This is a genomic window from Rhodopirellula maiorica SM1 (assembly GCF_000346295.1).
Taxonomy (GTDB): domain Bacteria; phylum Planctomycetota; class Planctomycetia; order Pirellulales; family Pirellulaceae; genus Novipirellula; species Novipirellula maiorica.
On record NZ_ANOG01001064.1, the window covers coordinates 1 to 13,919 of the forward strand.

The 13,919-nt window shown below is 54.4% G+C and carries 10 protein-coding genes and 2 pseudogenes; 4 read left to right on the forward strand and 8 right to left on the reverse strand.

What is annotated here, in order from left to right; translation table 11 throughout:
* Positions 1–44: 44 nt before the first annotated feature.
* The 3 genes from RMSM_RS34535 to RMSM_RS34540 form a co-directional block, all read right to left on the reverse strand.
* Positions 45–581: a sigma-70 family RNA polymerase sigma factor gene (locus RMSM_RS34535; protein ID WP_236622422.1), complete on the reverse strand. Its 537-nt coding sequence runs from the start codon at positions 579–581 to the stop codon at positions 45–47.
* Between the two features lie 26 nt (positions 582–607).
* The gene (locus RMSM_RS41595) at positions 608–766 is read right to left on the reverse strand and encodes a hypothetical protein (RefSeq protein ID WP_008708703.1); all 159 of its coding nucleotides are present in this window, start codon (positions 764–766) and stop codon (positions 608–610) included.
* Between the two features lie 118 nt (positions 767–884).
* The gene (locus RMSM_RS34540) at positions 885–2,096 is read right to left on the reverse strand and encodes a DUF1559 domain-containing protein (protein ID WP_008708706.1); all 1,212 of its coding nucleotides are present in this window, start codon (positions 2,094–2,096) and stop codon (positions 885–887) included.
* Between the two features lie 316 nt (positions 2,097–2,412).
* Between RMSM_RS34540 and RMSM_RS34550 the strand changes: the two genes are divergently transcribed.
* Positions 2,413–3,861, forward strand: coding sequence for a sulfatase family protein (locus RMSM_RS34550; protein WP_008708709.1), 1,449 nt, complete (start codon positions 2,413–2,415; stop codon positions 3,859–3,861).
* 113 nt (positions 3,862–3,974) lie between these two features.
* A complete protein-coding gene (locus RMSM_RS34555; protein WP_390173749.1) occupies positions 3,975–5,591 on the forward strand; it encodes a sulfatase in 1,617 nt (538 codons plus the stop codon).
* A 142-nt stretch (positions 5,592–5,733) separates the two neighbouring features.
* Here the strand turns inward: RMSM_RS34555 and RMSM_RS34560 are convergent, their stop codons facing one another.
* Positions 5,734–7,017, reverse strand: a complete 1,284-nt coding sequence (locus RMSM_RS34560; RefSeq protein ID WP_085980642.1) for a glycosyl hydrolase family 28-related protein — start codon at positions 7,015–7,017, stop codon at positions 5,734–5,736.
* 265 nt (positions 7,018–7,282) lie between these two features.
* Between RMSM_RS34560 and RMSM_RS34565 the strand changes: the two genes are divergently transcribed.
* Together RMSM_RS34565 and RMSM_RS34570 are read left to right on the forward strand one after the other, a co-directional pair.
* Complete coding sequence (locus RMSM_RS34565; RefSeq protein ID WP_008708715.1) at positions 7,283–8,143, forward strand: alpha/beta hydrolase; 861 nt, start codon at positions 7,283–7,285, stop codon at positions 8,141–8,143.
* Between the two features lie 11 nt (positions 8,144–8,154).
* Positions 8,155–9,462: a right-handed parallel beta-helix repeat-containing protein gene (locus tag RMSM_RS34570; protein ID WP_160168440.1), complete on the forward strand. Its 1,308-nt coding sequence runs from the start codon at positions 8,155–8,157 to the stop codon at positions 9,460–9,462.
* Between the two features lie 41 nt (positions 9,463–9,503).
* Here RMSM_RS34570 and RMSM_RS34575 read toward each other — a convergent pair whose 3' ends face one another.
* From RMSM_RS34575 to RMSM_RS43930, 4 genes and pseudogenes are all read right to left on the reverse strand, one after another.
* Entirely contained in the window at positions 9,504–10,523 is a 1,020-nt protein-coding gene (locus RMSM_RS34575) for a hypothetical protein (protein ID WP_008708719.1), read from the reverse strand.
* A gap of 222 nt (positions 10,524–10,745) precedes the next feature.
* Positions 10,746–12,227, reverse strand: a complete 1,482-nt coding sequence (locus tag RMSM_RS34580; RefSeq protein WP_008708722.1) for a sialate O-acetylesterase — start codon at positions 12,225–12,227, stop codon at positions 10,746–10,748.
* 608 nt (positions 12,228–12,835) lie between these two features.
* Positions 12,836–13,537: pseudogene (locus RMSM_RS43255) on the reverse strand (IS3 family transposase); the annotation flags it as partial.
* Positions 13,538–13,681: 144 nt separating this feature from the next.
* Positions 13,682–13,900, reverse strand: a pseudogene (locus RMSM_RS43930) (transposase); the annotation flags it as partial.
* Between the last annotated feature and the right edge of the window lie 19 nt (positions 13,901–13,919).

The window sequence follows — 13,919 nt, forward strand, 5'->3', positions numbered from 1 at the left end:
AGTACAAACCGAGCAGCTTCACCAATCGATCACGGTCCATTGAACTAACCCCCATCCGCTTTGAGACGAATGTTGATACATTTTTCCAGTGCGGCTCGCGCTCGAGACAAAATCACGTACACCGAATCGGTACTCCATCCAAATAGCGAAGCAATTTCCGACGCGGTGTGAGCGCGAGTGTAACGCAGTTCGATGGCACGACGCATCGACGGCGGCAGCGTGTCTAAGCACATTGTCAATGCTTGCAGTTTTTCGCCCTCGCGGTCATCCGTCGAGGGATGCTGCACCACACACAGTGCTTCGACCACCTCAGGCGACAACACGGCCGTTGCTTTGCCACCTAGCCGTTTACATTCTTCCAAAACCTTGTACTTGGCGATGGTGCACGCCCAAGCCACGAAATCCGTACCGATCACAAAGTCATTCGCCTTGTCCGAAATCGTGAGAAACGTCTCCTGCAAAACGTCATCCGCACGACTCATGTTGGGCAACAGACTTAGGATAAACCCACGTATTAACGGCGAGTGTTTGATAAACAACCCGTGAACGTGATCTCGATGCGAGCGCGTGGTTTCGCTCAATGGTTTACTCCTGCTAAACCATCATTCTACTTGTACGATGGTGCTTCGTATTCATCAGGATACTCGCCGGCATAATTTATATCAGGATCAGCCACGATCACCTCGTTATCCGCTTTCCCACCGCAACCCGCGACCGTCAACCCGACCGCTAGACAAAACAACATCAAAACATTGGCAAGCTTCACCGAAATCGCCTTATAGAAAAGTGCTGAAAATTAAAAAACAAACCACCCTCAAGCTCACCCGATTTGCGGGCGAACTCGAGGATAAACTTCATCGTTTACGCTGCTAAACATCACGCTGTTAAAAAGCAGAATCGATGATTTCTTTGCTAGCTCGCGTGCCCAACGCACCCCACAAACCATACGGACTCGGTGCCCCCGGCGCCCGGATGCCGGTGCCATCTCGCCAGACCGGACCGGTGCTTTGGTTACCAGATTCAATCGAATCGGTCACAAACTTCACGGCTCCGTCGCCCATCAGAATATGACAACCGCCTTGATGGCGACTTGCAGGAGGCAACAAACCACTGCTTTGCGTCCAACCGCCCATCACACAAGGCGTGTTTGGGGGCGCCATCGTTTTCATCTGCGAATAGATACCATAGCCGTTGGCCCACTCATAACCTCGGCCTTCGCCAGCACCTCCAGGAAGCCCGCTTGCGCCGGACTGCCAAAACTGAGGTCGTGCGGGATCCACTAACTTGGTTCGCACTCCCCCGGGCCCAACATTTTGAAACGAGTTGTCGTTCCGCATTCGGCCACGAGTGTCGAGATCGCCCAAATCGGTGATGATCTCGCCAGCAGCAATCGTATTGGACATCCCGTCGAGGACATCACGAAACATCGTTGTTTTTCGCGGGGCAAAGAAACCGCGGTCCGACGGACGAAAGTTGGTCGCGTTGGTGGATTGCGGCACCAACGCGTCGCTGACCGGCCCCTGTTCGTGCCAGTAATTGGAATCGCCGGTGCAAGCGCCATAGTTCGTTCGTCCCTGAGCCGGCAGCCCGACACCTGGGTCACTCGGACAACGCAACGCTGCGATTTCCGTCATCCAGGGGACATATGTATTGGTGTTGGGATGCGGAGCAGGGCCCATCGACGGCCACGCAGGCGACTTAACGCCTCCGCCCACCAATTCTTGATTGGGATTACTGATCTGTTCCCACAAAGCTTGTTGCTCGAAAAACGGGGTCAACCCAACCAGAAAGCTTAAACGTCCCAATGCAGCGATGTCCGATTGAACCGGGTTACTCGGAGCATCCACATCACTCAGGCCGCCATTGCCGGTACCACCCATCTGCATTGGCAGCTGATTGTACGCGGAGTGGTAATTGTGCATCGCCAGCCCAATTTGCTTGAAATTGTTGCTGCAGCTCATGCGACGGGCGGCTTCACGTGCGGCTTGGACCGCCGGTAGCAACAGTCCGACCAACACCCCAATGATAGCGATCACGACCAGCAATTCCACGAGCGTGAAGCCGCTTTGTACCAGCCGCTTTTTCCCAGCTTCCATCAACGAATCCTTTGAATTATGAATTTGAATGTGCGGTGACTTGAAATTGCCATCCGCGATGCCAACGAAAAGGATGGAAATACTGTGGGAAATCCAAACAACAAAAACATCAAACTTGGAAAGAATTTTGAATTTCGGCGAGTTTTAGACAATAATCCACCCCACTGAACTGTCGCTAAGACAAAATTACACCACCATCCGTTGTCGCCCCGACCGTCCGGCAGGATCACACCCCCTGCTGATCGCAACTCCAACGACAACTTGACTTTCAACTGACTCAGCACCGCCCCGCACGGGTGCACGATAAAAGGAAACCATGATGAAACGGCTCGAGATGATTACCGTTCGTACCACCCTGATCTTACTATTCGTTCTAATCTCAATCCGTTGGGGCGGTGTGCAACTACAGGCTGCCGACAAACCCAACATCGTCGTGGTTTTGTGTGACGATCTCGGCTATGGCGATCTCGAATGTTACGGTCACCCTCATATCAAAACGCCGCACTTGAACCGGATGGCGGAGGAGGGCGTCCGCTTCACCAACTTCTATTCCGCTGCACCGGTCTGTTCGCCCTCGCGAGTCGGATTGTTGACCGGTCGCAGTCCCAATCGTGCTGGCGTGTACGACTTCATCCCCGGCGGCCGCAACGTTTACATGCGTTCCTCGGAAGTCACGATCCCGCAACTGCTGAAGCAGGTGGGCTATGCAACTTGCATGTCGGGCAAATGGCACTGCAATGGAAAGTTCAACTCCCCACAGCAACCTCAACCCGATAGTGCTGGTTTTGATCATTGGTTTGGCACACAGAACAACGCCAGCCCGTCGCACGAGAATCCACAAAACTTTGTTCGCAACGGCGAGCCGGTCGGGCCACTGGAAGGATACAGCTGCCAGCTAGTAGTCGATGAAGCCGTCACGTGGCTGAAAGGACAGCAAGCCGAAGCTCCTGAGCAACCCTTTTTTATGTACGTGGCCTTTCATGAACCTCACGAACCGGTTGCCTCGCCGAAAAACCTAGTCGAGCAGTACAGCGAAGAGGCCCGCAATGAGGACGAGGCCCAGTACTTTGCCAACGTGGCCAATCTGGATGTAGCGGTTGGTCGATTGATGACCGCACTGAAGGACTTGAACGTCGATTCGAACACCTTGGTCGTCTTCACTGCCGACAATGGCCCCGAGACTCTGAATCGTTATCGCCGGGCGGGACGTTCCTACGGTCGCGCCACGCCGCTTCGCGGCATGAAGCTATGGACCACCGATGCAGGCTTTCGTGTGGCTGGCATCATGCGATGGCCAGAGCAAATTGAGGCGGACCAAGTGGTGCACCATCCGGTTTCTTCGCTGGACTTTCTGCCGACGTTTTGCCAGCTCGCCGGGACGACGCCGCCAGCGGACCTCGTGCTCGATGGAACCAATTTCTTGCCCGCACTCGAAAACAAAGCTCCTAATCGGCCAAAACCACTGTTCTGGATTTATTACAACGCGCTGAATGAACGGCGAGTCGCGATGCGTGATGGCGAATGGAAAGTTTTGGCCAAGCTGAATATCGGCAAGTACATCAATGTGACCACGGAAAACGAGGCGGAAGTCAAGTCGGCCGAGTTATCTGATTTCCAGATCTTCCGAATCACCGACGACATTGACGAGAGCAACGATCTGTCCGCGTCGATGCCAGAGAAACTTGACGAGCTAACGAAGCGGTTCAAGGCAAACTACCGTGAACTACTTCGCGGTTCGCACATCTGGGAAGCGAAAAAGAAATAATAACGTCCCCCGTTGCTCTGAAGCGATTTCAGAGCATCCGGTCGTCGCAGTTGGTTTGATCAACAAGGAAAGATATGCCCCGACTAATTTCATCAACGCTGATCGTCGTGTGGATGATCAGCGTTCTTGTTGTGATCGATGCCAAAGCCGAACCTCAGACAAGACCGAATATCTTGTTTATCGGGGTCGATGATCTGCGTCCTGAACTGGGATGTTATGGTTCGCCGATTGCAGTCACCCCGAACATGGATGCCTTGGCAACGTCGGGACTTCGCTTCAATCGAGCCTATTGTCAACAGGCAATTTGTGGGCCGTCTCGCGTCAGTCTGCTGACGGGAACGCGGCCCGATACCAATGGAATCACTCACAACTATGTCAAGCTTCGGCAACGGAATCCCGACATCCTCACGCTGCCTCAGCATTTTGGAAACCACGGTTACGACACCGTTTATCTAGGAAAGATTTTTCATCACGGCGATCTGGACCCGGCGTCTTGGAACCGTCAACCGTCGAAGAATCGCCGGGAAGTCCGCAACTTAAAAAAGCCTGTAGGATTCGCTCTTCCTGAAAACCAAAAGATTCAAAAGGAAACTCGCAAACAAATGATCGCCAAGTATGGCGATGTCGCAAAACTGGGCTTGGCAATGGGGCCAGCATACGAAAGTGCCAATGTGCCCGACAACACCTACGGCGATGGCTACCATACCGATTTAGCGATCGCGACGCTGAAAGATTTGGTCGCCGATGACAACAAACCCTTCTTCTTGGCACTCGGGTTCAACAAACCGCACTTGAATTGGGTTGCTCCCAAACGCTACTGGGACCTGTACGACCGTGAAGAGATCCCGATGGCCACGCAAACGGAAGCCCCGCAGGACGGTGCCGCAGTCGGCCTTCATCCCTCCTTCGAACTTCGTGTCCGCAGCGGCATCCCCAAAATCGGCGAGATGGATCCTGATTTGTCTCGTACGCTGAAGCACGCCTATCTTGCCTGCGTCAGTTACGTCGATGCACAGGTCGGACGGATCATCGCCGCACTGGATGAATCAGGTGTTCGTGACAACACGATCATTATCCTGTGGAGCGATCATGGCTACCATCTCGGCGAGATGGGAATGTGGTGCAAGGCTACCAACTATGAATTGGCGACACGGGTTCCGATGATGATTTGGACGCCGCAGATGCCCTCAGCCAATCGAGGAAAGGCAACCGATGGTTTAGTCGAGCTGGTCGATATCTATCCCACCCTATGTGACCTTGCCGGTATTGAACCCCCGTCGCATCTAGAGGGAACAAGTTTCAAACCGTTGATCGCAAATCCTGCGAGGGCCTGGAAAACGGCAGCCTTTAGTCAATTCCCGAGTCCGGCGCTGCGTGAATGGGGATCGTTCCCGATTCGCCCTGCCATGCGAGAAACGTATTTCGGTCCGCTACTGAACCAAGTCGAACATCGTATCCAAACACAGATGGGATCAAAGTGGGATCGCGAGTTGTTTGAACACGACTTGACGGGCTACGCAATGAGAACCGATCGCTACCGGATTGTGGCATGGAAAGACACGAAACATCCCGACACCGCTCCGCTGTTTGTTGAACTGTATGATCACCAAACCGATCCGGCGGAAACCAAAAACGTGGCGAACGAGCATCCGGAACGCGTAGCCGAGTTGCTAAGTCAACTCAACGCGGGCTGGACAGCCGCTGCCCCCGCGGCACAGGAAGCAAAGTGACATCGACTTTCGATAGCGGTGCGGCGCGGGGCCCGCCCGGTCTAAACCGAACGTTTTACTCGCCTCAACCGGACGGCTCGCGCCGTGCCGCTACCAAAGTAGATGACATTGGGATCACACCGCTAGAAAAATCAATTACCCATTACGGAGCTCCTTCCGTTTCACTCAAGATGCGGCCGCTGTTGGTCGTATCTCCCTCGTCGGTCAACTGAACCACAGCCCCCTTTTTTGGCGTGGTAAACAATCGCACGGTGTGACCGGACCGATTCAACGAGGCCGCACCAAAGCGGTCCGGAATCGCAATCACCGCACCATCGATCATCCCACCGGCAAGCGCGTCCAAACCGATGTCGTGCATCCGACATCCAAATAAGTACACATCACGTGTGTTTGCGGTTCCGATGATGCGGCCCGATTTGTTATCGGGTGAACCATCACGTCCTTTCCATGTCGGCAATTCAAACACGACACCGTGAAATGACAGATTAGATGCATGGTCCAGAACAACAGCATCGTCGTTGTAAGTGCGGATGCAACCACCAAAGAACGAATGTCCATTCAAGTCCGCTCGCTTACCGGCGGTTCGCCCATCGATATAGAGCGCCGCGGTACCAAAGTGCTGCGAGGACCGGTCGTGATGATCGTTTGCGAACAACCGGCACCCGTGAAACTGAGTCCCCGACAAACCGGGACCATCTTCGGAATCCGACCCGAGTAGCGCCACCCCGACATCGCCCATAAAGGACGAATTCCAAAACGCGTTGTAATCGGGATTGTCGCCCAGCCCACGCGAAACGATGCTCATGCCTGCCTTGGCCCAGTGTCCAAAGACTTGCACATCACGCACCGTGCCCGCGTACGAATCATCGATCAACAGACCGACATCACAATCCGAGCGTTGATCCGTGGCGGGCGTCGTCCGCTTGCCGTTTGAATCGATCACGGTCATATCCAGTGCAATCGCCAACTGCTGAATCGAAAAGCTTGACTGTGGTTGAGTTTTCAGTGCATACCGTAGCGTCTTAAACCGATCGTGACGGAGCGTCTGGATCGACCGTTTCGCGATGCCGCGAAACAGCAGCGTGGTGCCGGGAAGTTGCTGCCGCTTTCCGTCGGCAAAATACTCTTTGTCGTCACGTAGCGGAAACACGCCGAGTGCGGGCGAACCGTCGCCAGTCAATCGAGCGCTGCGAGGCAGATCGATTCCGTCGGTGACCACATAAACGCCTGCGGGAAAATGGACGTGTGGCGACGCGGCAAACGCCGCCCGAATTGCCGCGGTATCGTCTGCAACCGCGTCCCCTTTGGCCCCAAAGTCACGCACATTCACAGCGGCGTTCGCCGAACTGCAGCAGAACGAAAGCATGCCCCCACAGGCAACGACCAGCAGCGACCAGCGAAAAAGAGAAATCAATTTGGACGTCATTGAAACCGAACTCAGCAGCAGAGAGGAAATTTTAAACGCCAAGTATAGTCCACTCGATTGGATAGTTCGGCCAACCGTTCGGTAGGCCGGATCAAGTCGCCCTAAGCGACGCAGATCCGGCTGACGCGAATGGGATGGTGAATTCGTTGCCGCCGCGATCCCCGGATCTCCGCTCCGCTACGATCCGGCCTACTACGTTCGACCTATGGGAAACGATTACAATGGCGAGACAAATCAATCCCCACCCTAGAGATTCCATTCGGACATGAAACGTTTTCTTTCACATTGCCTGCTTCTGTGCCTTTCAGCTCTCTATACATTCCCCTCTTTCGCCGCCGATTCGCCTGCAAAAATTCCGCTCTGGGCCGACGGGGCACCGGGATCGGTCGAGCGGATGAATGAACCGGAAAAGGTGGACGGCACCAACGTCAGCAACGTGCATCACCCTTCGATCACTCCCTATTTGCCAGCCGACGGCAAGTCCACCGGCACCGCCGTCGTGATCGCGCCGGGCGGCGGTCACCAAAAACTCTGCTTGGGACACGAGGGCGACGCGCTCGCAGAGTGGTTCGCCGAGCAAGGTATCGCGGCGTTTGTGCTGCGATACCGACTGTGCCGCGAACCAGATTCGCCTTACACCTTAGAAGGCGACGCGATGAATGACACACGCCGCGCGATTCGCACGGTGCGAGCCAATGCAGCGACTTGGAAGATCAATCCTGATCGGATTGGCATTGTCGGCTTTTCCGCAGGAGGCGAATTGGCTGCGTATTCGGCGATGAACCCCGAGGACGGCGACATGCAAAGCAACGATCCGATCGAACGATTCAGCAGCCGTCCCGACTTTCAGGGACTGATCTATCCAGGCAAATCGGGCACGTTCACGGTCAAACCCGGCATGCCACCCGCTTTCATCGCCTTTGGTTTTCACGATCGCGATGACATTTCAATCGGAATGGCCAAGGTGTATTTGCAATACAGGGAAGCCGACGTGCCATGTGAAATGCATGTTTACAGCAACGCCGGTCACGGTTTCGGATTCCGCCGCGGATCGACGACCGCCGCCGGCGATTGGCCTGAGCGGATGTGTGAGTGGTTGGTTGATACCAAGTTATTGAACCCATGAATTTCTCAAGAATGAATGACGCTATCCAACGGGCAACATCCCGCAGATCCGCTACTCTCGCACTGTTAATGTGCCTGTTCAGCAGCGTGGCTACTGCGGACAATCGATTTTCAGTCGCGGACTATGAAACGATTCAGGCAGCCCTGGACGCCAATCGGGGCCGGTTAGTTTTCGTGCCACCAGGCGATTATCACATTTCAGAAAAACTGCGTGTTCGTGGTGCTGGATCCGGCTTGTTTGGCCCGGGACGAATTATTCAGACGCAAGCGAATCAACCGGTGATTGAAATCGAAAACGCCGAGGGTGCGGCAATTCGCGACCTGACTGTGACGCGAAGCCAAGGAAACCGGGAGACCGATAACGAGGGGATTCTAGCGATCGATTGTCGTGACCTCGTCATCGAGAACGTAAGCGTGATCGACAATCGCACACGGTCCGCAGCGATCACGCTTCGGGATTGCATCGACAGCCGCATCACTCATTGTCTGATCAAGAATTACATGCGTATCACAGTCGATGACCGCACAGCGTCAGCCGACTGGGGTTACGCCTTCAACTGCACCGATGGCACAGGCATCAGCGTTTCACAGAGTGTTGGCACCCTAATCGAATCCAACCGGGTCATCGAAGAAAACCTCGTGCCGACTCGAGAGATCAAAGCGGAACATCATCTCGGCGACTTCGTTCGCAAGAACAAACAGAAAGGATTGATCGTCAACCAGACAATGTGGGACGCTGATTACACCGACAACTGGCAACAAGGATCGGGAATCATTGTGACCTCGCCCGAAACGAGCGATCTAACTCGCATCGTTAACAACCATATTGAAAACGCAGCTCAGGGAATCGACTTACACTGTGACCATGTGACGGTGGCCAATAATGTCATCGTCAACTCGTTCGTAGGTATGAAGGCGATGCATGGGTCGCGTAACGTGATCATCATCGGAAATCAATTCACACGAAACAGTTTGTGGGCTATTGGCTTGATGCCAGGTGCGGCAGCGAACGCGTCAAACCCGGACGGCGGATCGATCATCGCCAACAACATCATCTCCGAATTTGGTCACGGCGACGCCCATTGGATCTGGGGCAACGAACGATCTCCGTTGAAGTTTGACAGCGGCCAACAAGCCGACGATCCGCCACTGACGAATGTGATTATTCAGGGCAACATAGTCGACTGCATCGGGCCTGCTCGCTTTGAGTACGCAGTCATCATTGCGCAAGGAGAAAACATGCCCAAAGGGCTCCGCTTCTCTAACAACCTGTTCCATCCGGGCACGGCTGGAGTTGCCAACACAGAGCTTGCACCATGATTTTCGGTTCAGCGACAGGCGATGAAGGATTGGCGTCGCGGTTAGCGGAATATCGTTAGCCGCAATCCAACGGTCGCACTTAGCAGCTCGTCGCCATCGATGGAAAGCCGCGAGCCGCTGGGAACGGTGTCGACGCGAGTTCCGTAATCCATCTGCCCGGCGTAATCCAGGTGTTGGACGTTGGACGTCAAACTAACGAAGACCGAATCGTTCATTTGACGCGTCAGCTCGAGTCTGGCTTGCGTCGAAACAGCGTTATCGTGCCGCGTCAGCCCAATGCGATCGTCGTGAGGGGGAGTTGAACTGGCATGAACAAATCGACCGTCATAGCGAGTTCGGGCATGATAGATTCCCGTGTTGCCATCCAGGAACAGACTCCACCGCGAATTCAGTTTTCGGCGGCCGCTAATGCCTACCTTTCCACCGACATAGTCCGTGTCCAACGATTCAATGAGCGTCGCCCCCGAGTGGCTGGCGTCCATTGGGTAGGAGATCGTGGTCACAAAACCTTGATACAGATGTTGCAGCGAAGGACCTCCGTACAACGTCCACATGCAGTTTTCGTCGATGCGAAAATCTTGATGCAACAACAGGTCGTAGCCACCAAAGTCGATTTCGCGCGACGTGGTGGTGTGGATGACACTGTAGTTTGATGCAGGATCAACTGTCCCAAACCCCGTCGTGTTATCGAGTGCGACGAAGCCATAACGTACACCGGGGCCAGGGTCGGAAAAGGTGACAGCGGTGTCATCATCGAAGCCAGCATAAAAGCCCGAGAATTCGAGCCGCATATTCCCGGTGCCTAGCAGCGATCCATCAAAGATCCAGCCCGCCTTGCCCCCCACAAAAGCAGCGAAGTCTTCACCATCGTCGGTGGTGATACTTTCGATTCGCTCGAAGGGAGATGTTTCACCTCGTCTGGCAAAGAACCGGAAGTCAGGTGCATTAATAAACATCGCTCCGCTATCGACATCCGCATACCATTCCGCACTGACTTGGCTGCTAAGTGTCGTTGCAGCGATGCAGACAAAGGCCAACACAAACGACTGAGTTCTAGGCATTTCAATCCGTGAAATATTGCAAGTAGGCTTTCCCTGCCTTACCTCTTCGGCGGTTGCAATTTCATCAGTGACCTAAATGACGACAGACCACGTCACTTCGCTGTCCCTACCTGCCGACGCGAACTACGCAATAAGAACCCCCTAAAATGACTGACGCGACGGGGTCTTGGAGCATGCATCGCTGCCCCAATCCCCACCCTAGTCCACTTCGATTGCAGTTTGCTATTTCCCATCTTGTCGTGGAACCGGCCAATCATCGGTTCGGAAGGACGACGCCGGAAGTCCTTCCTGGTTGCTTAAATTGGGTGCGTCCGCGTTGCCCCAACCGAAACGCACTGTCACCGGCGTATCCACTTGCTCGCTACGAACCACGACCGTGTCCCCATCGATCGTCGCTTTGGCGGGAACAAAGTTTTGGTCCTCACCGGCGATGGCAAAATGGCTCAGCTCTTCGCCGTCGCGGCTGACCAGCCCCGAGCCGACATGGTCAAACGACAACCGAATTTTGTCGCCTTCGACTTTCATTGACTGATACTCGGGCCCCGAGTCGACGAGGTCCGATTTTCCGTAGGTTCGGCGGAGTGCTAATCGCGCTAATCGCTCGCCCACCGGCTTTTTCGGTTTCGGGTGGATATTGGTCTCGTTACCAATGTCCATCGTCACCGCCATTCCCGTATTGGGGACCGACAACGCCATCGCTTGAGCTTCTCGCAATAGCGCCGCCGGGTACGGACTGGTTTTGTAGCTGAACGGAGCAATTTGAACAAAATAAAAGGGAAAGTCACCGATGCCCCACTGGGTCCGCCAATCGTGAATCATCGCGGGAAACAGTTTTCGGTATTGATAGGGCCGTTCGACGTTGGATTCACCTTGGTACCAGATCACGCCGCCGATCGCCGTCGGAATCAGTGGCTTGATCATGCTGTTGTAAAGCACCGAGGGCAACCGGTGGTTGATCCCCTTGGGCTTTTTTTGGCTCCGTGATTGCAGTTCGCCGATCTCTTCGATCAATCCCGGGTAACTTGCCAGCGTTTCAGCAAACTCTGGGAATTCCGCTTGCAACGTTTCTTCACTTGTCCATGCTTCAGCGGAGGAACCACCCCAGTTAGTTGAAATCAAACCGATTGGAATATCCAGTTCTTGATGCAATCGTGAACCAAAGAAATAGGCGACGGCACTAAAGTTGTATGCCGTCGTGGGATTGCAAACCGACCACTTGGTTTGGACATCCTGTTGTTCTTTGAAGGCAAGATTCTGTGGCACATCACAGAAGCGAATGTTGGGATAGTTGGCTTTGGCGACATCCTCTTTGAATTCATCCGGCCCAAACCCACGCAGCTTCCACTGCATGTTGGATTGCCCCGAACAAATCCACACTTCGCCGACCAAGACATTGGTAAGTGTCCGCGATTGGTCACCGCTTTTCACTTCGATCGTATACGGGCCGCCCGCTTCGGGAGTGGCCAACGATGTCCGCCAATGGCCCTTGGAATCTGCGGTCGTGAGCGTGGCGTTTCCATTCCAAGAGGGCGTGATCGAGACTTGGGCGTCTGCCGATGCATTACCCCAGATCGCAGCATCGGTCTCACGCTGCAGCACCATGTCGTCGGCAAAGATGCCGGCGAGATTCAGCGTCGTGGCCTTAGGTTGCTCTGCCAACAGCGAGCTGGCGGTGACGGCAATCAAAAGCCCACAAACAAGCATTGGCAGGGCAGGGGGGAGAGCAAGAGAGAAGATCCGCGAAGCGGCAATGCAGAATCGGTGACGAGAGCGTGAAAAGAGAGGGGTCATGGTCAGTCTATCCTGAGGGGGTCAGAAGTGATCTTTGTCAAATGAGAGTTCCGTCGCGCTACCTACCGAGGCCCATCATAGACAAAAATCAAATTCGTTTGACGCTGAAGGCAAGCGACCACACCAAAGATCAAAGAAGTTGCCTTTTCTCGAAAGAGTGAAGGGGTGCCTGCCCCCCGATTACCTCAAGCCGGCCCCTGAGAAGGCTTCGCTAGGGTTGGGCCCCTTAGTGCGGTGCGGAATGTGTCAACGACTGTGAGACAACTTTTCTTTAGGTGCTAGATGCTGCATCCAGACTGCTCAGGGGCCAGCCCCGACCCCCGGGATTTTTTCAGGCATGACTCGGGTGTTCAAAGAGTTTGTTGCTGGTACTGTGTCGACGTCCGGTGAAACGGAAGACGGCTCTGCAGGGACGCGGGCCGTCCAAGGGGATAGCCGGATCGAGGGTGCGTCAAAGACGTTACTTCTGGAGCCCCCGGGCAATTCGCTTCGGGGGCTTCGCTTTTCAATTCATCCGTTCGCTTGGGAGCGTTGATCCAAACTGCTTTGGGAAGGCTTGCTGGTGTGGGAATGCCGTGCACGAAACGCTCGGGATTCTTCTGCCATGCTCCGTGAAGCGTTTGTTTTCTCGACTCGATCACTTTTTCCGCTTGCCCGTAATGCAACGATGATGGAGTAAGCAAGCCGATGCCGCTGTGATAATGCTCGTCGTTGTACCAGCCAATGAAATCACGGCAGAACCCAAGTGCGTCTTCATAGCATCCAAATCGCTGGGGAAAGTCAGGGCGGTACTTCATCGTTTTGAACTGGCTTTCCGAGAAAGGATTGTCGTTGGAAACATGCGGCCGACTGTGTGACTTGGTGACGCCAAGCGAATTAAGCAACTGTGCCACCGAATGCGACGTCATCGATGGCCCACGATCGCTATGCAGGATCAATTGCTCGCGCGGAACCTTTTGCTTTTCAATAGTTGTCTCGATCAGTTGCTTGGCAAGATCGGCGCTTTCGCGATGTGCCAGCATCCAGCCGACCACACAGCGGCTGTAAATATCCAAGATGACGTATAGGTAATAATAGGTCCATTTCTCCGGCCCCTTGAGCTTTGTGATGTCCCACGACCAGACTTCGTTGGGGCCGGTCGCAAGCAAAATTAGAAAAGGGGAAGGGGGTTTAATGTGCGTCTTGTCAGTGCGGTAGCGGTTGGACCGCTTCTGTTTTTGGCTTCTTCCTTGGCCGGCCTCGTGGTCGGATTGTGAACCAAATGCCATTTCGTTCGCAGGTTTCTTCGATCCACTCTTGAGAACCAAAGGGGCGTCCGCGCGTGGTGCAGAGTCGGACGGCGTGAAAAAGTGCGAGTCATCTTCGACTTCGAAGTTCTTGAACGGCCCTTGGTAAAGATGCCCGTGGCCGCGGGTGTGATGGTGCGCATGGTATCGAAGTGTGTACGTGGAGGAGAGCCATCCGCACAGCCTGCCCATCGTCCCGTCTTTTCGCGGCCGTAGAACCAAGTGCCAATGGTTTGGCATTAAGCAAAACGAAAAGAGATCCATGGGGTATTTCCCAAGGCCTTCACTGAGCGTTCTCAGAAACGCTTCGTAGTCTTCA